We start from the raw sequence: 19,622 nt of genomic DNA, 5'->3' as shown, positions 1-19,622 counted from the left end.
GTCGCGCGCGTCGGCCACTGCACTTTGTCGGGCATGACCCTGCGGATTTGCATCATCAGCTTCGGCTCTTGACGAAGCGGCGCGTGGCGTCCGTTTTCACCACCCGGATCGAATTGTACTGGCTGGCGAGCACCTGGTAGTCGACGATCAGCTTGCGAGCCATCAGATACGCCAGAGCGGGGTTTATGCGCCTCGGCTCCCAGCCATACCGCTGGGCGACCTGGGCTGTATCGTGGGGCATCGATGGGTCGTTGATCAGGTCGGCCGCGATACGCAGGGCATCATCTTCGGGCGACCAATCCATGAAATGTTTGTCGAATGTGGCGAACAGGTCCTCCTTGGGCAAGACCCGCCCAAAGCTGACGGAAACGAGATCGCGCAGTTCGTGCAGAGCGTCCTCGATGTCCTCCTCGGACGCTTCGACGGCCGCCGCGAGCTCATCCACCCCTTTCTGGGGATGCGAGAACATTGCATCCGACGTTTCCTCGACGAAGATCTTGGCGATTGCCGTTGCGATCTTGGAGTAACCCGTCGCCGGCAGTGCAGCTACGCTGGGTGCTGGGCCGAGCTGCGGCTTGCGCGTCACACCATGGATATCGTTCACCAGATCGCGCACGCCTTCATCAAGGCGCGCCTCATCGAGTTCTGGCGATAGCATGCCCGACAGGAGCGGCGGCAGCTCCCGTGCCGCGACACCATAACGAAGGGCTATGAAGCGCGCCTGCCCCGAGATGCGGCGGACGAGGCCGGCATCCATCTCCTGCTGGACCCACGGCTTCTGCATGGCGCTTGGCGTCAGCAGCACGATGAAATGCGTGCAGTTGCCCAGTCCCTCGTCGATCTTGCGGCGCAAGGAATCCCCGGAACGGATCTCCCATTCTGCCCACCAGGTATCGATGGCATCTGCCATCAGCGCGCGCGCGACCTTCTCGGCCAGGTCGCGATCGTCGAATGAATAGCTGAGAAAGGCTTTAGGAGAGCCCCTTTGCAGGGGCAGGAACGTGGTGGACTCCTGCTCATTCTCACTCATCTTGTCCTTCACCAGCGCTAGAAGCTGCGGGGAGCCCTCGATACTCAGCCGTAGATCGTCGAGGGCCTGTCCGAGGACCAGGACGGTGGGAAATTCGCCTGTATCAGGATGGCGGATGGCACTGAAGCGCTCCCTCAGCTGTTCCTTGATGCTGTCGAGGGCCGCCGCCTCGAAATCTTTCGCAAAATCCTCAGAGTCAAACGGCCGCCCCTTGTATCGCATCCCCATAGTCGTTCCTCATGCTGGCAATCCTTGATATGAACATACGACGAACAAAATTCAAAGGGCGTTCATTGTGACCCCTGCCATAGATTGTGGGGTCCGCCACCGGGAAATCTCCAGGCTCCGCATCAACGGCAATGGGCGTGACGGCAGGACTTGAACCTGCGACCTCCTGGCCCCTAGATAGCGGTGTCACGCACCACCCAGGTCGAAAGCGAGGCGCTCTGTCCTCTGAGCTACGTCACGATCTGCTTACGCACCGTTGTCCACGACCAGTTGCGGCTTCTTGCGCTTCAACCGGTTTGACCTGTCCTCAGCTGCCTTCTTGATCTCGGCGGCTTTCTCCAACGCAAATGGCCTGGCGGCCTCGATCAAGCCGTCGAAATGATAGCGGTTCGTCATGCTGCCATTCGGCGTATTGCGCCGTTCTTCCCTGCCAAGAAGCTTAAGGGCCTCGAGAGCGGCAATACGTTTCTGAATGGTGCGCGGGGTCACTCCGATCGCCTTGGCGATCGTCTCGACCGAGGGGTGGGGAAGATTGTCAGGCAGCCACCAGTATTGAACCAAGTGGATGATGATGTTCATATCGAGGGCATCCAGGCCGAGCGCCTGCTGCTTCTCGATGATGATGTTGGGGAAAGCACTCCAGCCGGTGGCCATGAGCGCCTTCGTCCATTTCTTTTCGTTGGTGCGAAGCTTGTCGGCGTCTGCCTTAGCGGTTTCTGGCTGGGCCATCTGGGGCTCCCTGTGGTGAATTGCGCCTAGATATGGTGGTTTCCCGCGATGACGCAAGGGCATCGGGGACGATTCTGCATTCAGGGGGAGGGTGTCGTGAAGTTCGCCCGGCCCATGTCCGCTGATTCAGGGGCCGGGGAACCGCGCTGCACCCAAAGTAGAGGACTTGATAATACGAAGCGTCGATTAGACGAAGCGTGCTATATGCAAGCGATAAGACAGGTCCCCCCGGCCAGAGATTCACCCGGGGATATTGACAAACCGGTGGTCGATACCCATAGTTTGGGGGTGAGCATCGCTCCGGGGTTGGCGCCAGGCGCCAGCCGAACTTTTTCAAAACGAAGGCCCGGCTAGTCCGGGTCTTTGTTTTTTACCCTGTCAAAACAGCTGTATTTGATGCCACGGGACGCCAGTTCCTCGGGCGGCAGGTGCGCATCGATCAGCCGCTTATGCTCCATCAGGGCCTTGTAGGGCCGGTAGGACGGGTCATATCCGCCCTTGGCCATTGGATAGAGGTAGAGATCGGCGATCTGCAGCATCGGTGTGGCTTTGGTTTTGCCGCGGGGCTCACCGCGCACGATGTCCTTGAACTCCTGAGCGGTCAAAGACCCGTAGTTGGCCGAATTGGCGCCGTCGAACGGCATGCCCTGCGTTTTCAGGATCCGCGTATAGGCCACCAGATCGCGGTCCTCGGCTTTGCCGGCTCGCTCGAAGAAGACGCGCAGCTTGCGGTCCTGGCTGCGGGCGTATTTGGCGGCGCGCTCGATCAGGATGCAATACGCGGTCTTGCACATGAACCAGAGCTGATCCTGATACCGGTCACGATAGCGAGCGACGTAGCCGGGACGGTCGATGACCGCGGCAATCCCAATGACCGGCAGGGCGAGCAACATCCGTTGCAGGTCACCCAGAAACTCGTAGGCAGCCTCCGGCTTCTTCAGCCAGCCGAAGTCGCCACGCCCGCCCCTGATTGCCCAGGAGTGCAGGGGGTAGCTTATGCCGTGCTGCTGGCAAAAGGTCTTGTGGCGACTGTAGAGTTCATCGACGTCTTCCTCATTGATGAGGATCCCGCCAAGGGCGAAATAATCCATCTCGTCCCTGCGCTTCTCTTTTGGCTCTCGGTCTGGCTCTCGGCTGCCGCTGTCATCGAGGTAGAGGTGGATTTCGCGGTCTGTCACGGCCAAGCTTTCATTGTCCGCACAGCTTGGCTCAAAAACCGGAATCTGCATAGCTATCTGATTGCCCGCTGGGCGGGGCGATTCGGCGCGTCCTAACAGATAGACACGGAGGCAGCGATGAATCGATCTCCAGGCATCGTGCAGAAGACCAAGGACGGCGAATACATGGCTTTTGCTGACCTGGCAGCCGAGAAGACGCAGGGCGTCGACTACGATTTTGTGGTTCTGGATCGAGCTTCGGCCGTGGCAATTGTCGCGCCACATGGCGGCTTGATTGAGTATGGCACGTCTCAAATGGCCACTGCCGTGGCGGCAGATGACTTCTCGCTCTACTTGTTTGAAGGGCTTAAGCCGAAACGACCGCATCGCGAGCTGCGTCCAGCTGGTCACCAAGGCCCAGATCGCGATCGGCATGCACGGTCGCGCGGACGGCGACGACCCAGAGACGATCTGGCTCGGTGGCCTGGGCAAGGAGTTGCGCGACGCCATTGCGCTGGCTCTAGAGGCAGCGGGCTTCAAGGCGATCACGTCCGGCCATCGTTTGCCTGGCGAGCACAAGAACAACATCTGCAACCGCGGAATAGGCCGGGCAGGCGCGCAGCTCGAGCTGCCAAAGACGCTGCGGGGTTTGCTCGTCGCAAATGCCGCACGCCGCGCGCTGTTTGCCGACGCGGTCCGCAAGGCAATTTCGGATCACATCGGCAAACAGGGGGCGGCTTGAAAATTTGACGGTGGCGACCAGCCTTCAGCCACCGGATCACGGCTTCGGTTTGAAAGCCCACACCGGAATCTTGTTCTGCTTGCCGGTACAGCGCTTGTTGAACAGCGCGATCCAGGCCAGTTGGACATCCAGCAAGTTTGCGACCGTCGCGGTGACCAACGCCTCGTCGATCGCTTCGGCGTCGCCGTGGATGAACGCGTTGCGCCGATGCTGAACGGTCTGGAGGTGCCGGGCCACTTCGGGGTAGCCGATGTCGGCCAGATCGTCCCAGAAGGTCTTACCCCAGCGGTCGCGATAGACCCGGTCCAGCCTTTGCCCGATGTTGGGCGTCCGGCGAAGTTCCTTGTTCTCGGGATCGTCAGCGAAGGCGGCCTCGAAAAACCGCTCCATCAACACTTCAAAGGCCGTCCAGAACAGGATTACGATGACCAAGCGCTGGGAAACACGCCCAGACATCCCGTCTGTGGCGGTTAGTGGCCGCTCCCATTCGTTCCGCATTAAGTCGAGCAGCACGAAGATTGTATAGGGAGCCGCCCCCGGCAAAGTATACTGTGGGACGCCGACGCGGCCGTTCAATTCGGGAAATGCGTCCGGCTCCATCTGACGTTGGCAAACAGGACACGGGCGATGCACGTCCCTGTAGAGGCCGTGACATCCAGGACAATGAACCATCGGGACCAGCCCGTCTTTCCAGGGCGACAACACAACTTCGGGCGATGTCGTCGTCATCCTCGCCCATCCGAGCAGTTTGAGCAACGCGTCCCACAGGCGCCCGACAAGGCCGCGCTTCGGCTCACGTGTCTTGAAGTAAGCTTCCCGTCGCCTCTCTTCCGACCGGCGGCCGGCAGCGATCTGCTCCTCGCTCCAGCGCGGCGCCCAGTCGATCCGACCGTCGGTGATCAGGTAGTGGGACTGGCAAGGCAGCTGCCAGTTGCCGATCGAGGGGCGCAGTGTCGCGCGACCGACGCGCTCGGACAACGTCCACTCGGCGGGACCAAGCTGGACCGAGACTTTGTTGCCGCAGCCGCATGCACAGAGATGGGCGGCTACTGCAAACTCTTTCGACACGTAGAGAATGCCCGGCTCGAGCTGCTTTGGCACGTACTGGACATGCCGGAGCGCCAGACCCGTCATCTGTCGCGCTCCGACATGATCCTGAGAGTGGTCGTGTCCATGAGCAAATGGTACGCTGAACTGTCGTCGACGTAAAAGCCGCGCCGCTGCTTGTACATCATCACGGCAAGGGCGGCATTGAGGGCGTTCAGTTCTGCGATCTGGACGTTCTGCCGGTGGGCGTTGTCGGATCATCCACCGTTTCGGCCAGGTTCATGGCCCGAACCTCCCCGGCATTTTCGACGCTGAAATAGGTCGCGCGCAGGGTGCCCGCCAACGGACCCTGTTTGCGATTCAAGCCCATTCCGACGTCGACGAAGGGTATCCCCATCCCTGTCAAAAGGTCGAAGATGGCGGCGCGGGCAGGGCCTTTGTCCACGCAAACGAACGCGAAGGTCACCCCCTTCGAGCTCGGCCGTGGAGGAGGCATCGACATAGACCTGCCGCATAGACAGTCCGTGCCGGAAATTCGTGTAGCGCTGCTCGGCGACCGAGGCTTTGGACTTGCCCCAATCTGTGAGATCCAGGGCGCCAGGCGCCCGGAACGCGTTGTGCGGATAAAACAGGTCACCGTCGAAAGCTGCGGACCTCCTTGACCCTGGTCTTGACCATGAAATCCAAAACGTAGGAGCCGGTGCCACCAAGCCCGATGATGGCGATGACCTCGTCCTTGAAGACGCTGGCAAGATCGGCGATCTCGGCGCGGCTGGTCAGGGAGTCATGCACCTTGAACACAGAGTCCGGCACGATGTCGGGATTGACGCGAAAGGTGATGGGGGTGGCCTGCGGAAACCGCTCTATCGCCGGCCCGGAGATCAGAGCAACATAGTGCTCGATCTTGTCGAAGAAATTCGCAAACCCGTTCTGAGGCTTGTTGGATGGAGCCCGTACGTGGCTTGCGGCAGAGGGCTGCACCATTGCGCGGCTCGCTGACGGCGCCGTCTTTCGAGTTACCGCAAAAACCGCTTTTCATTGTTCTCGGTTTTCTCCATCTCCTGCAACCTGAATATTTCCTCGACAGGTAACCGCATTGACGGAAGGGCATTGTCCGCTTCAGTACTGTTGTTAGAGACTTCGATCGGTGGGGCGTTGAAGGGAAATCGCTTTACAGCAACGAAGTCGCTGTCGGGGTTTTCCTGCTCGCACAACGTGATCGAGTCGATTGCGAAATCGTCATCGAGCGCGGACCCGAATGCGGCCTCCAGACATCTTTGAACCTCGTCGCTTTCCCTCACATCCACCGCACCGGTCAACGTCATGTGGAAATCGTAGCGTTCGAAGACGTACGGATATCCCCACGTCACCAAATGCGTAGTCTCGACGTCATCGAGTGGAGCCTGCATACGGCGGGTCAACTCCCAGCTATCCAGCGGTGCCCGAATACGATCGAACGCGGACACCACCCGGGACGCGAAGCTTCTGGCAAAAGGGGTTGGGCAGCGCGGCTTCAGAGCGAATGTATTGCCAGATCTGGCGATTCGCAGTGGACCCACCGGACAGGGACGTTGTGAGCGCGCAAACTTTTCGATCGCTGAGATGAGTTCTGGCCGGCTCGTTCCGGGTTTCAGCCGGAACGGCGCCTTCAGGGTTGCGTGGAACCCGTAGCGCCGCGGTTCCTCAATCAGCAACTGATGGGATTTCGCGTCCCTCATGCCCAAGGGCAAGCACAGATCAGAAACGCCTCGCCTCAACCAACGATCACCTGCAAGGGTCAGCGGATTCCCAGGCGGCGGCGTGAAATAGAGCGCATATCTCGGTTCAAAGTTCGGCAGCCCTGTCATCGGGTTGGGTCTGTCCAGTCAGTTCCATGTAAATGAGTGGGGATGGTCCGTTCACGACGAACGGACCATGGAATCACGTGATAATCGGGCCAGCAAGATTCCTTTATGCAAGGAACTCCTTTTCATTGGCCTTCACCTCATCCATCTTCTGGAGACGGAAAATTTCCACGACCGAGACGATGTCCTTGTCGACGTTGTGAATGCCCCGGTCTTTGAGTATCCGCGCGAACACATCCTTCATGGCCGTCACCGAAGCTCGGACCGCATGGTTGCCATAGATGACGACGGAGATTTTCCCCAAATCCTTGATCCGGGCTTCGTTCATCTCCGGATAGGCGGTCGGGATGATCACGATGCCGGCTTTGCCATTCCAGGCCCGGACAAAACTCTCCACCTCGTCCGGTGTCTTCTGCTTGGAGTGGACGACGATGAGGTCGGCGCCAGCAGCTTCGTATGCGGCACCTCGATCGAGGGCCTCTTTCTCGCCGAGACCGGCGATCAAGGCCTCTGTTCGCGCAATGACGAGGAAGTTCGGATTGGAACGCGTCGCGATCGCCGCGCGGATCTTGCCCTGGAATTCCTCGACCCGAAGCAGTTCCTGCCGGCCATCAGCCAACAGGCTCGTCACTTTGGGAAAGGTCTTGTCCTCGATGACAACAGCCGCTGCGCCTGCACGTTCGTACTGTTTTACCGCGTGGATCACGTTGACGGCATTTCCGAACCCTGTATCGATGTCGGCGATGATCGGCAGCGACGACTGCTCGGCCATTGCGCGCACCATCTCGAGATGCTGGGTCATCGAGACGAGGCTGACATCGGGGAGGCCGTACAAAGCGGACAGCTCAAAGCCGGAGGCCCAGATGCCGTCGAACCCGGCTTCCTCGACAAGACGGGCCGACAATGGACTATGGGCCGCCATCACATGGGCGAGGCCGTTCTTCAAAATAGTGTCCTTGAGAATCGTGCCCTGACTCATGCTGCTTTGTCCTTCGAAAGTTTTGTGCAAGCCGCGGTGATGCGGTCGCAGGCTGTTGTGAGGTCCTCGACCGAGGAGGCATAGGAAATGCGGATGTATGGAGAGGCCAGAAAGCCCGAGCCTGGAACGATCGCGACGCCGGCTTCTTCGAGCAGATACATGGCGAAGTCCGTATCGGTCGCGATTACTCTCCCGGCTTCCGTCTTCTGGCCGAGGACGCCGGCGCAGTTGGCAAAGACGTAAAAGGCCCCATCAGGGACAGTGCAACTCAATCCCGACGCGGCATTTAGTCTTTCGACGACCAGGTTGCGTCGCTTCTCGAACTCGGCCCTGAATTCAGGAACATAGCCTTGGTCTCCGGCAATCGCTTCGATCGCTGCATATTGGGAGATCGAGCTGGTATGCGACGTTGTCTGGCCCTGGATGACATTGATGGCTTTGATGAGCTCAAGGGGCCCGGCGCCATAGCCGACGCGCCAACCTGTCATCGCATTGGTTTTCGAGACACCATTGATCGTGATGGTGCGGTCGAAAAGGTCAGGGGCAGCCCGCGCCATCGTCGCGAACCGCGCCGCACCGTAGACGAGCTTCTCGTAGATATCGTCTGACAGGATGTAGACGTGCGGATGGCGCCGCAGAACGTCAGCCAGCGCGACAAGCTCGGCTTTGCTGTAGACCGCGCCGGTGGGATTGCTGGGCGAATTCAGCATCAGCCATTTGGTGCGGGAAGTGATCGCCTTCTCAAGCCCCTCCGGCGACAGCTTGAAGCCGTCGGCTTCCGGGCAGTTGACGATCACAGGTTCGCCGCCGGCGAGGCGCACCATATCGGGGTAAGAGACCCAGCAGGGCGCAGGGATGATGACCTCTTCACCGGGCTCAAGGCTGGCAAAAAGGGCGTTGAAGACGACCTGCTTGGCCCCGCACCCGACCGTGATCTGGTCGATCGAATAGGTGAGACCATTTTCCCGCGCGAGTTTGTCTCGAATTGCTTCTCTTAGCGGAACGACCCCAGCCACCGCCGTATACCGGGTCCGGCCGTCCCGGATCGCCCGGATACCGGCTTCAGCCACGTTCAAGGGGGTGTCGAAATCGGGTTCGCCCTGACTGAGGGTAATGACCTTGAGGCCTTGCGCTTTGAGCGCGGCCGCGCGGGCCGTCATCGCCTTGGTTTCGGATGGGCGAATGGATTTGAGACGGCTTGAAACAAGCGACATGGACAACTCCGGGGGTAAGGGTCGTACATGGCGGATGCGATCCTGACCGGCGCCACAGGACCATGGCACGACACATGGGCAATAGGTCCATGAAACCTGCAGACTGCGGACTGAGCAAATTCATTTATCGAATTTAGAGGTTCTTAGATCGCATTATTCGATCTTGCTGGATTCCGCGATCAGAGCCTCCTTGCGGCAAAGGCGCACCAGCCAGCGACAGAAGGCCCGCGCGAGTTCCGGATTATCGCTGCGGTCGACGGCATAGGCCCGGTACTGCATTCCACTTGGCGTGCGCGAGTTTGGGACGACCTGGAGCAAACCGCTACGAACCAGGTTGCCGACAACGATCTCAGGCGCGACAAGCAGGCACTGCCCAGTGGTGACCGCGGGGAGCGCCATATAGTGGTGATCGTATCGAGCCCCGGGCTTGATGTCGTCAGAGGTCAAATCATGTGCTTTCAACCAGGTTGGCAGGATGTCGGGGCGGGATGTAATCGTGAGGATCGGCAAGGATCTGGTGATTGCCATGCCTTTTCCGGCGACGTGACCGGGAGCACCGACGCAGACAAGATGCTCATGATAGATTTCCCAGTGATCCGACGGCTCGACGAGGGCGAGGTCACGCGTAACCAGCACGTCAAAGCCATCTGTCGAGGATGGCAGCGAGAGGGAACTCATCACGTCGACGACAGCGCCGCCCATCTCGGTGGAGAATTCCTGGAGATTGGGGATCAGGAGCGTATAGGCAAAGGTCGGCAGGGACGAATTGACGACAATCCGATTGATCTCGCGCCGTTCCCGTCGGCGCATTCTCCGTGCCGTGAATGAGATATGATCGAGCGGTTCGGCCACGGAATTGGCGAAAAGCCGTCCAAAATCGGTCAGCTCGGTATATCTGCCCTGTCGTTTGACAAGCTCGGCGCCGAGGTAGTCTTCCAGAACGGCAAGATACCGGCTGACCGAACTCTGCGTGGTGCCAAGCGCCTCAGCCGCCTTGGTCACGCTCCGCTCCCGCGCAATCATCGCGAACGCCCTGATTGCGTTCAGGGGGACGTCCCCAACTTCTGATCCCATCTTTCGGTCGCTCCATGCTGTAAGTCGGTCGTCCATCGAATAATGGCGCCATGTAATCGCATTATTCGATATATGTCACAGATTTGTTACATGGGACCGATATGCCGCACCGCAACGAAAGATGAAGTTCGATTTGCAGGATCGGCCCTATGAAAGTTCTCATTGTAAGCTTTGATGGGCTTCGCCCCGATCTGATCAGTCCCGAACTCACCCCCAACATTGAGCGGGTGCAAAGGATCGGCACGACGTTGTCTCGCCACCGCACGGTCTATCCGAGCGAAACACGGGTTGCGTTTCCGAGCCTGGTTACAGGGGCGACATCCAACAAGCACGGAATGGTGGGCAACGAGTATGTCGATCGAAAAGCGGTGCCGCAGCTCTACGTCGACACTGCCGATGCGCGTCTCATCGACCGATTGAACCGCGAAAGCAATGGCGGCCTGATGACTGTGCCGACGCTGGGCGAAATCCTTCACAATGCAGGAAAGAGCCTCGCGGTCCTTGCGACCAACACCCCTGGGACGACAAGGCTATTCAACCATCAGGCCGAAACGTTCGGTCATCTCCGCTTTTCCGGACATTTCCGTGAGGCCTGTTCACCGAATGACCTGCTTGCCCAGGCAGAGGCCCAACTCGGTCCGTTGCCGCCCGCACCAGCACAAGGCGAGCCGGATACCGATGGGCAAGTATGGATCACGTCGGCGTTTCTCGACTTCGTCTGGCCGAAGCTGGAGCCGGACGTGACGATACTCTCCTACGGTGAGCCGGACACGACCTCGCATTTCCATGGAACCGGGGCAGCCGCCACCCGCGAGATCATCTCATTTTGCGATGCACAATTCGGCCGTGTGCTCGACTGGTGGGAAGCGGGAGGGAAGGCGGCCGGCGTTCAGATCATCATCGCTTCCGATCATGGTCATATCACTGCACAGAACCGTGTCTCGGTCATCGAAGAGCTTAAGGATGCGGGTTTCAATCCAGGCCCGGCGCCAGATGCCGGTGTGGACCTGGTCGTCGTTCCCGGGCAGGTCGGCGCGCTCTATCTGGCCGATCGCTCTGAAAGCAATCTGGGCTGCCTCGTCGAAGCCCTCACCGAACGGCCCTGGTGCGGGCCGATCTTCACCGCCCCGCGAAACGCCGTCGAGGGCGTAGCCCCGGGCAGTTTTGCCAATAGTCTGGTCTTTGCCGACCACGAACGCGCGCCCGACGTCTACTTCTCGTTCCGGGCTGACGACAAAGTCGATGAGTTCGGTCTGGTGGGCAGTACCTGGTACGACAATGCGCGGCGCCCCGGCCTTGGCGTGCATGGCGGGCTGCATCCGAAAGAGCTTGCCGCAGTCGGCATCGTTGCGGGTACGGCGTTTCAGAACACCGGTCAGAATTCGGATGTTCCATCCGGCATATGCGACTTCGCGCCCACGATTCTTCATCTCCTGGAAGTGCCAATCCCTGCGTCTATGACGGGACGGGTGCTGACGGAGGTGCTGGACGGCGCCTCGGACCCGCATGCGGTAAGTTTGGAGCCTGAGGTCTTCGAAACCGGTCTCAATGCCTACCGGCAGGTTCTGCGGCGCGTTCGCGTGGATCAAACAACTTACCTGGAAGGCGGCTTGGTTGCCTCCAATGATATTGCGGAGGCTGCTGAGGTATGAGCGGGATCGTCATCAATAATTTGAAGAAGTCTTTCGGAACGACATCGGTCCTCAGCGATATTTCGCTCGAGATCGCTGACGGGGAGTTTCTAACGCTTCTCGGACCATCCGGCTGCGGGAAGTCGACACTGCTGCGGATATTGGCTGGCCTCGAGGTGCAGAGTGGCGGTTCCGTGGCGATCGGCGAGCGCGTGGTGGACGGCGTGCGGCCGAAGCAGCGCGACGTTGCGATGGTGTTCCAGTCCTATGCGCTCTATCCGCATATGACGGTGGCGCAGAACATGGCCTTGCCCTTGCGTATGCGCCGGCTGTCGTCTTTTCAGCGGCTGCCTGTGATCGGCCGGTTCATGCCGGGAATGACTGCGACACTTGCCGAGATCGAGCGGGACGTCACCCGTACCGCCAAGGCGCTCGGCATCGGCCACTTGCTGGCGAGAAAGCCCGGGCAGCTTTCGGGCGGCCAGCGCCAGCGCGTGGCCGTCGGCCGCGCCATGGTGCGTCAGCCCGCGGTCTTCCTGATGGATGAGCCGCTGTCCAATCTCGACGCCAAGCTCCGCGTGCAGATGCGCGCCGAGATCAAGGAATTGCATCAACGGCTCGGCGTCACCTTCGTCTATGTCACCCACGACCAATCTGAGGCCATGACCATGTCGGACCGTGTCGCGGTGATGCTCGATGGCGAGCTGTTGCAGGTCGCCCCGCCGCAGGAGATCTATGCCGATCCCGACGACCGGCGCGTGGCAGAATTCATCGGTTCGCCGAAGATCAACATGCTCGAAGCGCGCGTGCGCGACGGCAGGTTGGCCGAGACGGCGGGTACGAGCTTCTCCGTTCCTGGAGATATCACGCCCGGGACCAGCCTTGCTCTCGGGATCCGGCCCGAAGCCTTCCACCTCGTCGAGGCCGGCGGCCACAACATTCTGACAGGCGCCGTCCGGATGGTCGAGCATATGGGCTCAGATCTTTATGTCCATCTCGATGTGCCGGGGACCGAGCATCCCGTCATCGCCCGGCTGCTTGCAGAGCGCGCACCGCAGATCACATCTGGCCAGACACTGCATATCGGCGTCAAACCGGAACGCCTGCTGGTATTTGCCGCCGACGGAAAGCGCCTGCGGCCCCATGATCACCCCCGGGCGAAGGTGCTTCATATGAGGGAGCGCGCCTGATGAGCATTGCCTCCTCAACAACGCCGGAGCACACAACGTCTTCAACCAACAGTGCCAAAGCTTCCAAAGTGCTGCGCAAGCAGCGGATCGGTGAAACATTCGCCGCCTGGTCGCTGGCCGGACCGGCGCTGATCCTGCTCGTTGCCTTGTTCTTCCTACCGGTTTTTGCCGTCTTCGCCATCGCGCTGACCGACTGGCAGTTCGGCGCGAGCACACTCTCCTTTGTCGGATTCGGCAATTTCAGGGAAGTCTTCGCCGACGAGGGCTTCCGCACCTCGCTCGTCAATACGATCCTCTATGTCGTGATCGTCGTGCCCGGCACGATTGTGCTTGGCCTCGTGATTGCGCTCTTGATCGAAAGCGGCAAGTCGTTTCGCGCTTTCTACCGTGCCATCCACTTCCTGCCCTTCATGGCGACCCTGACGGCCATGGCGATCGCCTGGGAGGCGCTGCTGCATCCTACCATCGGCCTCGTCAACCAGACGCTTGTCAGTCTTGGTCTGCCGACAGCCAACTGGCTGCGTGACGAGAACACGGTGCTGCCGGTCTTGTCGGTCATCGGCATCTGGCAGAACCTCGGCTATGCCATGGTGCTCTTCCTCGCCGGCCTCAAGTCGATCCCACAGGACCTTTATGACGCCGCCGACATCGACGGCGCCGATCAGTGGCTCGACCGGCTGAGAACCGTCACACTGCCGATGCTCGGCCCTGTCTCCATGTTCGTCTTCATCGTCGTGGCGCTGAGAGCCTTCGAGACCTTCGATACCGTGCAGGTTTTGACGCAAGGCGGACCCGGCCATGCCTCGGAAATGCTGCTCTTTACGCTTTATCGCGAGAGCTTCGAATATCTGCGCACCGGTTATGGCGCCTCAGTCGCCGTCGTCTTCCTCTTCATTGTCGTCGCGCTGACGCTGATCCAGGCGCGCGTGATGGACAAAAGGATTCACTACCAATGAGCATCCATCGCCTCACGCCGCGGTCGGCCATCCTTCGTCATGCAGCCCTTCTGATCACCGGCGCGCTGATCCTCATTCCCTTCGTCTGGATGGTCTCGCTCTCGATCAAGCCGCCGGGCGAGATCTTCCGCGCCTCCTTCTCATTCTGGCCTGAACAGTTCTACGGGATCGAGAACTACACCAAGGCACTGACCGAGGCGCCGCTGCCGCGCTATATGCTCAACGGCGTCTTTGTTTGTGCGATGATCGTCGTGCTCCAGATACTCGTCTGCGCGCCGGCGGCCTATGCGCTCGCCAAGCTCGACTTTCCGGGCAAGAATCTCCTCTTTGCAATGGTGCTGATCGCGCTGCTCCTGCCGCACGAAGTCCTGGCCTTGCCGCTGTTCATCCTTGGCTATCAGATCGGCATCCTCAACACCTATGCGGCGCTGATCTTCCCTTACGTCGTCTCACCATTCGGCATCTTCCTGTTCCGGCAGTTCTTCAAGACCATTCCCGACGACGTCATCCACGCTGCCCGGCTCGACGGGCTGTCGGAACTGTCAATCGTCTGGAAGATCATGGTGCCGATGGCGCTGCCGGCGATCATCGCGTTCGGCATCTTCTCGGTCGTTGGCCACTGGAACAGCCTGTTCTGGCCGCTGATCGCCGTGCGTGACCAGTCCCTCATGCCGCCCCCGCTCGGCATCATGGCCTTTAAGAACGAAGAGGCCGGCAATGACTACGGTCCGTTGATGGCAGTGTCCACCCTCGTCGTCGCGCCCCTCATCATCGCATTCTTGTCGGCTCAACGCTGGTTCGTCGAAGGGCTGACGGGCGGGGCAGTGAAATAGAAATTCATTTCAGGAGATACCAAAATGCCTATCACACGACGCGACCTTATTCGCGCATCCGCAGCTTCAGCATTGTTTGCCCCTGCTATACCGAAAATCGCCTTCGGCCAGGACAAGAAGAACATCAGCGTGGTCCATGGTCTGCCAGCGAACATGTATCAGGCGGTCGCGGCACGCTTTAATGCAGAAAATTTCGGCATCATGGCGAACCTTGAAACGCCCTTGCAGACTTACGAGGACGTCACGCAGCGCGTTCTGCGAGGCGCGATTGCAGGCGATGCTCCCGATGTCGTCTTTCAGGGCTTGAACAGGCTGAAAACGATGGTCGACCGCAATTTCGGGCAGCCGCTGCGGCTCTTTGTAGATTCGGACAGCGCTTGGACAGAGATGGGATACGATCCCGCAACGCTGAAACTAGGAAGGGTTGGCAATGATAGTTACGGACTACCATTTGCGATTTCCACCCCTGTTATATTCTACAATGCCGATCTCGTCCGTAAGGCCGGCGGTAATCCTGACAAGTTTCCAGACAATTGGGATGACATCATCAGTCTAGCTAAGTCGATCAGAAGCCTTGGCGCAGACACGCTCGGGATGCATTTCGAGTATTTTAATGTGAGTGGGAACTGGACGTTCATCGCGCTCGTCCAGAGTTTCGGCGGCATGATGGCGACCGCCGACGACAAGGACGTGGCGTTCGGCGGGTCCGAAGGCCTGAGGTCGCTGGAGGTGCTACGTGGCATCGGTGAAGTCATGGTGGACATGCCGCTCAGCCAGGCGGCCCAAGCGTTCTCTGCGGGTACCCTCGGGATGATCATAACATCAAGTGCTTCAACTGTGCAGTTCGAGAAGGCGGCAGCAGGTAATTTCGATGTACGCGCGGCATCGTTCCCTCGCCCCTCTTCCAAGGGCAGCATACCGGCTGGCGGCGCCGTCGGCATGGTGCTTGCGAAAGATGCGGATGCAAAAGCTGCTGCATGGGAGTTCGTCAAATTCGCAACGGGTCCGGTCGGCCAGACGCTCATGGTCAAGGAGGCCGGATATGCGCCAGGTAACTCGCTGGCAGTCCGCAATCCCGAACTGCTGGGCTCTTTCTATGCGGATCACCCCCTCCACATGGCCGGAATTCGGCAATTGCCTTTCGCAACGGGCTGGTATTCCTTCCCCGGGCAGAATTCGGTGAAGATTACGACCGTCATCCGCGACCATCTGCAAGCGGTGGTAACGCTACAGAAACCGCCAGCGGATGCCCTTTCTGACATGGTCAAAGACGTGCGCTCTCTTCTGCCAAAATAGGATGCAGGACCAACCGCAGCTGCCGCACCGAACGCGATGCGGCAGCTGCAATCGGATCGCTCGCCAAGCAGAAACAGAGGCTTCACTATGCTCGTTGACTTGACACTGGCCAAACCGCCACTTCCGAAATTCGTCGGTTCGGCGCTTTCGCAGACCCTTGTTGAAATTTCGGCGATGCCGAACATCGGAGAACTCCTGCCGGACCATAGATATGACGGGGCACCATCGGACAAGGAAGCTGGGGCAAAATGGCTTGCGCAGCGGTTCCAAGGTGATCTACCGATCGACAGGATCATCGTTACCAACGGCACGAAATCGGCGGTTTTGGCCCTACTGCTGTTGCTTGGTTCCTCAGGAGATATCATTGCGACCGAGGAACTCAGCAGCCTGAAGGTATGGGGCATTCCGGAACTTCTTAAAATGCGCCACGTCGGCATTGCCTGCGACGAACACGGCATCATTCCGGACGCCTTTCAGGATCAATGCGTGCGCGATGCGCCGAAAGTGCTTTTCATCGTTCCGACGCTGAACAATCCCGAAACTTATACGACGCCGCGGACAAGGCGCTTGGAGATTGCCGACATAGCCCGGAAATTCAGCGTAACGATCATCGAAGATGACATCTGCGGATGGCTGAAGACAGAGGCGCCGCCGGCGATAGCTTCGCTTGCTCCGGATACGACTTGGTTTGTGAGTGGCCTGGCGAAATGTGTCGGCGCAGGACTTCGGGTCGGATATATCGTGGCGCCGGACGCGCAAAAGGCGCAGCACTTTGTGTCGCGGATGAAATCGCTCTCCGGTTGGCACCCATCGCCCGTCATGGCGGAGGTTGCCACGCGATGGATCAACGACGGAACGGCCGAGAGAATAGGATTGGAAGTTCGAGCGGAGCTGGCGGTTCGTCACCAGTGCGCAGCAAGCACTTTTGCAAATTTCAATATCCGTTTCGACCCAGAGGGCCTTTTCACTTGGCTACCTATAACCGGATCGCGCAGCGAAGCGGAGGTCGTCCGACTTCTCCGTGATCAGGATATCGTTGTCAGGTCGGTCGCCGCTTATGGGGGTCGTCAGGGCACTGAGCCACATGCATTCCGAATTTGCGTTGGCGCAGCGACGGATGTCAAGGAACTGCAAGGTTCTCTTTCTAAGGTCGCGGACGCCATTTCCGTCTAGATAAGACTTACATCATCGACGAAGGTCTGACAGGGGGTGTCGTGAACCCCTTTGAGAAGGAAAAAGCAATGCGACTGTTATCAACAATTGCCACAAGTATAATATGCTTTTCTATGCTCTCCCTACAGGCAGAAGCTGAAACGGAAATATCTGTCCTGTACCCCATTCCCTCCACTTTCTCCAAACTTCAGGAAGAAATTGCCGGAAAGTTCATGGAGGCGCATCCGGACATCAAGATCAAATTCCAGGCCCCGGCTGAAAATTATGCGCAGGCAGTGCAGCAGATACTTCGTTCCACACTGACAAAAGACACGCCTGACGTCGCCTACATCGGTCTCGATATGCTCCGAGCGCTGGTCGAAAGGGATCTACCCGTTGACCTGGAACCGTTTGCCGAGGCTGACGGAGGCTTTGACAAACTTGGGTATATGGCTACGGTTGTATCGCTCGGCCAGATGAACGGCACCACCTATGCACTGCCATTCGCGATCTCGACCCCGATTCTGTACGTCAATGAGGATCTCGTCACAGCGGCTGGCAGCTCGATGGATGATTTTCCGACTACTTGGGACGGCATCCTGACCCTCGGGAAGAAGATCAAAGCCTTACCGGGCGCTCCAGGCGGCTTCTCATTCCAGTGGGACAGTTCCGGAAACTGGCTCGTCCAGGCTCTCATAAACAGCCAAGGCGGGCACATGACGAGCGAAAACGGCTGCGAAGTGCTTTTCGACAGCAAGGCAGGCACCTGGGCCTTTTCCATGCTCGAGAAGTTCCACGCAGAAGGCATGGAATACCTGACATATAAGCAGAATCGACCGGCGTTCGACGCGGGTAAGATGGGAATTGTAGCCGGCTCCACGGCCTATGTCGCCCAAGCTGACACCATCATCGGCGACAAGTTTACTTTTCGTACCATGCCGTGGCCAGATGTTGCCAAGGACGGTCGCGTGCCGACGGGTGGAGCGAGCGCGGTCATTCTGACGCGAGACAAGAAAAAGCAACAAGCCGCTTGGGAATATCTGAAATTCGCGACCGGTCCGGTCGGTCAGACCCTGATGGTGTCGCAGACCGGTTATGGCCCGAGCAATCGCCTTCCCGTCGACGAACCGACCATGCTCGGCAACTACTACGAAGGGCATCCCAATCAGCTAACAAGCGTCAATCAGATGGCAATCGCCCAGCCGTGGGAGTCCTGGGCGGGCGCGAACGGGATCAAGATCAAGGACGTGATCAACAACAAAGTCGAGGGTCTCGTCAGCGGCAGTCTGAAGGTCTCCGATGTATTCCCGAAGCTGACCCAGGAAGTTCGAGGACTGCTGCCTACCAATTGTCCCGTCGGCAACTGAATGGGGCGAAGCCTAACCTGAAGCACGCGCCTGCTGGCAGTGAATACCGGCGGGCGACCAGCCAAATTATGCCGATCGTTCCAAATCGGTGGGCTATCTGGAGGGTCCAGTCCAATGGACGTAAACTCAAACGGATTACAAGCATATAAAGGGCCCTCGGCACAAGGGCTTCCGGTATCGTATCGACGTACGGACATTATCGATACCCATGTTCATCTGTGTGATCCCGCTCGCTTCACATATCGTTGGACAGACGAGCTCCCACAACATCTTAGGAAATGCTATGTCGGCGACGTCTTCGCGGCCGTAAAAACCCCTGATCTGAAAAAGATTATCTTCGTCGAAGCCGCTGCCAACTGGGAACACGTTCGCCAAGAAGTCGCATTCGCCTCGGAACAGGCTGAAATTGATCCACGTTTGGCGGGGTTCGTCGCCGCCATCGACGTGGAGTCAGGCGAAGACAATGAAGCTTCAATCGCAGCTCTCGCCGAGACCCCTCTGGTTCGTGGTATCCGTTTGCTCAGCAGATTTGCCCGCGACCAGAGATTCTTCTTGCGGAACGACATATCGCGGCTGCTAGGCGGCCTGTCTGAGCTCGACCTGACATGCGAGATCGGCGTATGGCCGGCGGGCATCAACGACGTGACGGAAATCGCCGCAAGGTGCCCGCGAACCCAGTTTATCATCACCCACGCCGGCAAACCGAATATTGCTAGCGGCGCCTTCGATCAATGGGCGGATGATCTCGCGCGTCTTGCACGGTTCCCAAATGTGGTGTGCAAGCTTTCCGGACTGGCAACCCTTGGCGATGACGGGCGTGCGCTCACCGAAGTCATATCGCGCTATTTTGCACATGCCTACGAGGTCTTCGGCCCCCAACGCACCCTATTCGGAAGCGATTGGCCAATCGTGGTCTCGGAAACGCACTATCGAAGATGGATCGAGATCGTACGCATGTCGCTTAAAGGCGCTTCGCCGAGCGACGAAATGGCAATCTTTCATGACAATGCGGTTGCAGTCTATCACTTGGACAGGGCTCCGCCGAAGCTCGGGGTCCAATAGAACCGGAGGATTTTCATTTTACGCTAAGGCATCCAGCATCAGCCGTTCTCGCCATTCGGCCTCCGCGGGAGCGCCTCTCATCATCGCCTAC

The 19,622-nt window shown here is 59.0% G+C and carries 19 protein-coding genes, 1 tRNA gene and 1 pseudogene; 10 read left to right on the top strand and 11 right to left on the bottom strand.

Annotated features, from left to right (window positions below; genetic code table 11):
- Positions 1-55: 55 nt before the first annotated feature.
- The 4 genes from BQ8482_RS11480 to BQ8482_RS11465 all read right to left on the bottom strand — a co-directional run bounded on the left by BQ8482_RS11480 (position 56) and on the right by BQ8482_RS11465 (position 3,216).
- Positions 56-1,252: a toll/interleukin-1 receptor domain-containing protein gene (locus BQ8482_RS11480; RefSeq protein ID WP_244602747.1), complete on the bottom strand. Its 1,197-nt coding sequence runs from the start codon at positions 1,250-1,252 to the stop codon at positions 56-58.
- A 138-nt stretch (positions 1,253-1,390) separates the two neighbouring features.
- Positions 1,391-1,498: transfer RNA gene (locus tag BQ8482_RS11475), tRNA-OTHER, on the bottom strand.
- A 6-nt stretch (positions 1,499-1,504) separates the two neighbouring features.
- Positions 1,505-1,987, bottom strand: coding sequence for a helix-turn-helix domain-containing protein (locus tag BQ8482_RS11470; RefSeq protein WP_123147722.1), 483 nt, complete (start codon positions 1,985-1,987; stop codon positions 1,505-1,507).
- A gap of 350 nt (positions 1,988-2,337) precedes the next feature.
- The gene (locus BQ8482_RS11465; RefSeq protein ID WP_123147816.1) at positions 2,338-3,216 is read right to left on the bottom strand and encodes a DUF3800 domain-containing protein; all 879 of its coding nucleotides are present in this window, start codon (positions 3,214-3,216) and stop codon (positions 2,338-2,340) included.
- A gap of 66 nt (positions 3,217-3,282) precedes the next feature.
- Here BQ8482_RS11465 and BQ8482_RS40550 point away from each other — a divergent pair.
- Positions 3,283-3,465: pseudogene (locus BQ8482_RS40550) on the top strand (poly-gamma-glutamate hydrolase family protein); the annotation flags it as partial.
- A gap of 112 nt (positions 3,466-3,577) precedes the next feature.
- Positions 3,578-3,886, top strand: coding sequence for a poly-gamma-glutamate hydrolase family protein (locus BQ8482_RS40055; RefSeq protein WP_280178816.1), 309 nt, complete (start codon positions 3,578-3,580; stop codon positions 3,884-3,886).
- 36 nt (positions 3,887-3,922) lie between these two features.
- On the opposite strand, the gene BQ8482_RS38640 is transcribed toward BQ8482_RS40055, so the two are convergent.
- The 7 genes from BQ8482_RS38640 to BQ8482_RS11420 all read right to left on the bottom strand — a co-directional run bounded on the left by BQ8482_RS38640 (position 3,923) and on the right by BQ8482_RS11420 (position 10,044).
- Positions 3,923-5,020, bottom strand: coding sequence for a ubiquitination-like system serine protease family protein (locus tag BQ8482_RS38640; protein ID WP_208867636.1), 1,098 nt, complete (start codon positions 5,018-5,020; stop codon positions 3,923-3,925).
- 127 nt (positions 5,021-5,147) lie between these two features.
- A complete protein-coding gene (locus BQ8482_RS11445) occupies positions 5,148-5,399 on the bottom strand; it encodes a hypothetical protein (protein ID WP_133254746.1) in 252 nt (83 codons plus the stop codon).
- 167 nt (positions 5,400-5,566) lie between these two features.
- A complete protein-coding gene (locus BQ8482_RS11440) occupies positions 5,567-5,917 on the bottom strand; it encodes a DUF6791 domain-containing protein (RefSeq protein ID WP_123147719.1) in 351 nt (116 codons plus the stop codon).
- A 32-nt stretch (positions 5,918-5,949) separates the two neighbouring features.
- Complete coding sequence (locus BQ8482_RS11435) at positions 5,950-6,780, bottom strand: DUF1045 domain-containing protein (RefSeq protein ID WP_123147718.1); 831 nt, start codon at positions 6,778-6,780, stop codon at positions 5,950-5,952.
- Between the two features lie 103 nt (positions 6,781-6,883).
- Positions 6,884-7,756, bottom strand: coding sequence for a phosphonopyruvate hydrolase (locus BQ8482_RS11430; protein WP_123147717.1), 873 nt, complete (start codon positions 7,754-7,756; stop codon positions 6,884-6,886).
- Positions 7,753-8,970 carry a pyridoxal phosphate-dependent aminotransferase gene (locus tag BQ8482_RS11425; protein WP_165848517.1) on the bottom strand — a complete coding sequence of 406 codons (1,218 nt, stop codon included), beginning with the start codon at positions 8,968-8,970 and terminating at the stop codon, positions 7,753-7,755. The genes BQ8482_RS11430 and BQ8482_RS11425 overlap by 4 nt, the downstream gene beginning before the upstream one ends.
- Positions 8,971-9,123: 153 nt before the next feature.
- Positions 9,124-10,044 carry a LysR family transcriptional regulator gene (locus BQ8482_RS11420; protein WP_123147716.1) on the bottom strand — a complete coding sequence of 307 codons (921 nt, stop codon included), beginning with the start codon at positions 10,042-10,044 and terminating at the stop codon, positions 9,124-9,126.
- Positions 10,045-10,193: 149 nt separating this feature from the next.
- Between BQ8482_RS11420 and BQ8482_RS11415 the strand changes: the two genes are divergently transcribed.
- The 8 genes from BQ8482_RS11415 to BQ8482_RS11380 all read left to right on the top strand — a co-directional run bounded on the left by BQ8482_RS11415 (position 10,194) and on the right by BQ8482_RS11380 (position 19,531).
- A complete protein-coding gene (locus BQ8482_RS11415; protein ID WP_123147715.1) occupies positions 10,194-11,696 on the top strand; it encodes an alkaline phosphatase family protein in 1,503 nt (500 codons plus the stop codon).
- Positions 11,693-12,865 carry an ABC transporter ATP-binding protein gene (locus tag BQ8482_RS11410; RefSeq protein ID WP_123147714.1) on the top strand — a complete coding sequence of 391 codons (1,173 nt, stop codon included), beginning with the start codon at positions 11,693-11,695 and terminating at the stop codon, positions 12,863-12,865. Before BQ8482_RS11415 ends, BQ8482_RS11410 begins: the two co-directional genes overlap by 4 nt.
- Positions 12,865-13,821, top strand: a complete 957-nt coding sequence (locus BQ8482_RS11405; protein WP_208867633.1) for a carbohydrate ABC transporter permease — start codon at positions 12,865-12,867, stop codon at positions 13,819-13,821. Before BQ8482_RS11410 ends, BQ8482_RS11405 begins: the two co-directional genes overlap by 1 nt.
- The gene (locus BQ8482_RS11400) at positions 13,818-14,654 is read left to right on the top strand and encodes a carbohydrate ABC transporter permease (RefSeq protein ID WP_123147713.1); all 837 of its coding nucleotides are present in this window, start codon (positions 13,818-13,820) and stop codon (positions 14,652-14,654) included. Before BQ8482_RS11405 ends, BQ8482_RS11400 begins: the two co-directional genes overlap by 4 nt.
- A 24-nt stretch (positions 14,655-14,678) precedes the next feature.
- Positions 14,679-15,950, top strand: a complete 1,272-nt coding sequence (locus BQ8482_RS11395; RefSeq protein WP_123147712.1) for an extracellular solute-binding protein — start codon at positions 14,679-14,681, stop codon at positions 15,948-15,950.
- Positions 15,951-16,037: 87 nt separating this feature from the next.
- On the top strand, positions 16,038-17,123 hold the full coding sequence (locus tag BQ8482_RS11390) for an aminotransferase-like domain-containing protein (RefSeq protein ID WP_165848516.1): 1,086 nt from the start codon (positions 16,038-16,040) through the stop codon (positions 17,121-17,123).
- Between the two features lie 41 nt (positions 17,124-17,164).
- Positions 17,165-18,469, top strand: coding sequence for an extracellular solute-binding protein (locus BQ8482_RS11385; protein WP_133254745.1), 1,305 nt, complete (start codon positions 17,165-17,167; stop codon positions 18,467-18,469).
- 114 nt (positions 18,470-18,583) lie between these two features.
- Complete coding sequence (locus tag BQ8482_RS11380; RefSeq protein ID WP_123147709.1) at positions 18,584-19,531, top strand: amidohydrolase family protein; 948 nt, start codon at positions 18,584-18,586, stop codon at positions 19,529-19,531.
- The last annotated feature ends 91 nt before the right edge of the window (positions 19,532-19,622 follow it).

The sequence above is a fragment of the Mesorhizobium delmotii genome, from assembly GCF_900149755.1.
GTDB lineage: Bacteria > Pseudomonadota > Alphaproteobacteria > Rhizobiales > Rhizobiaceae > Mesorhizobium > Mesorhizobium delmotii.
Note: the sequence above shows the minus strand (reverse complement) of the source record. Positions and strands in the feature narration are given on the sequence as shown.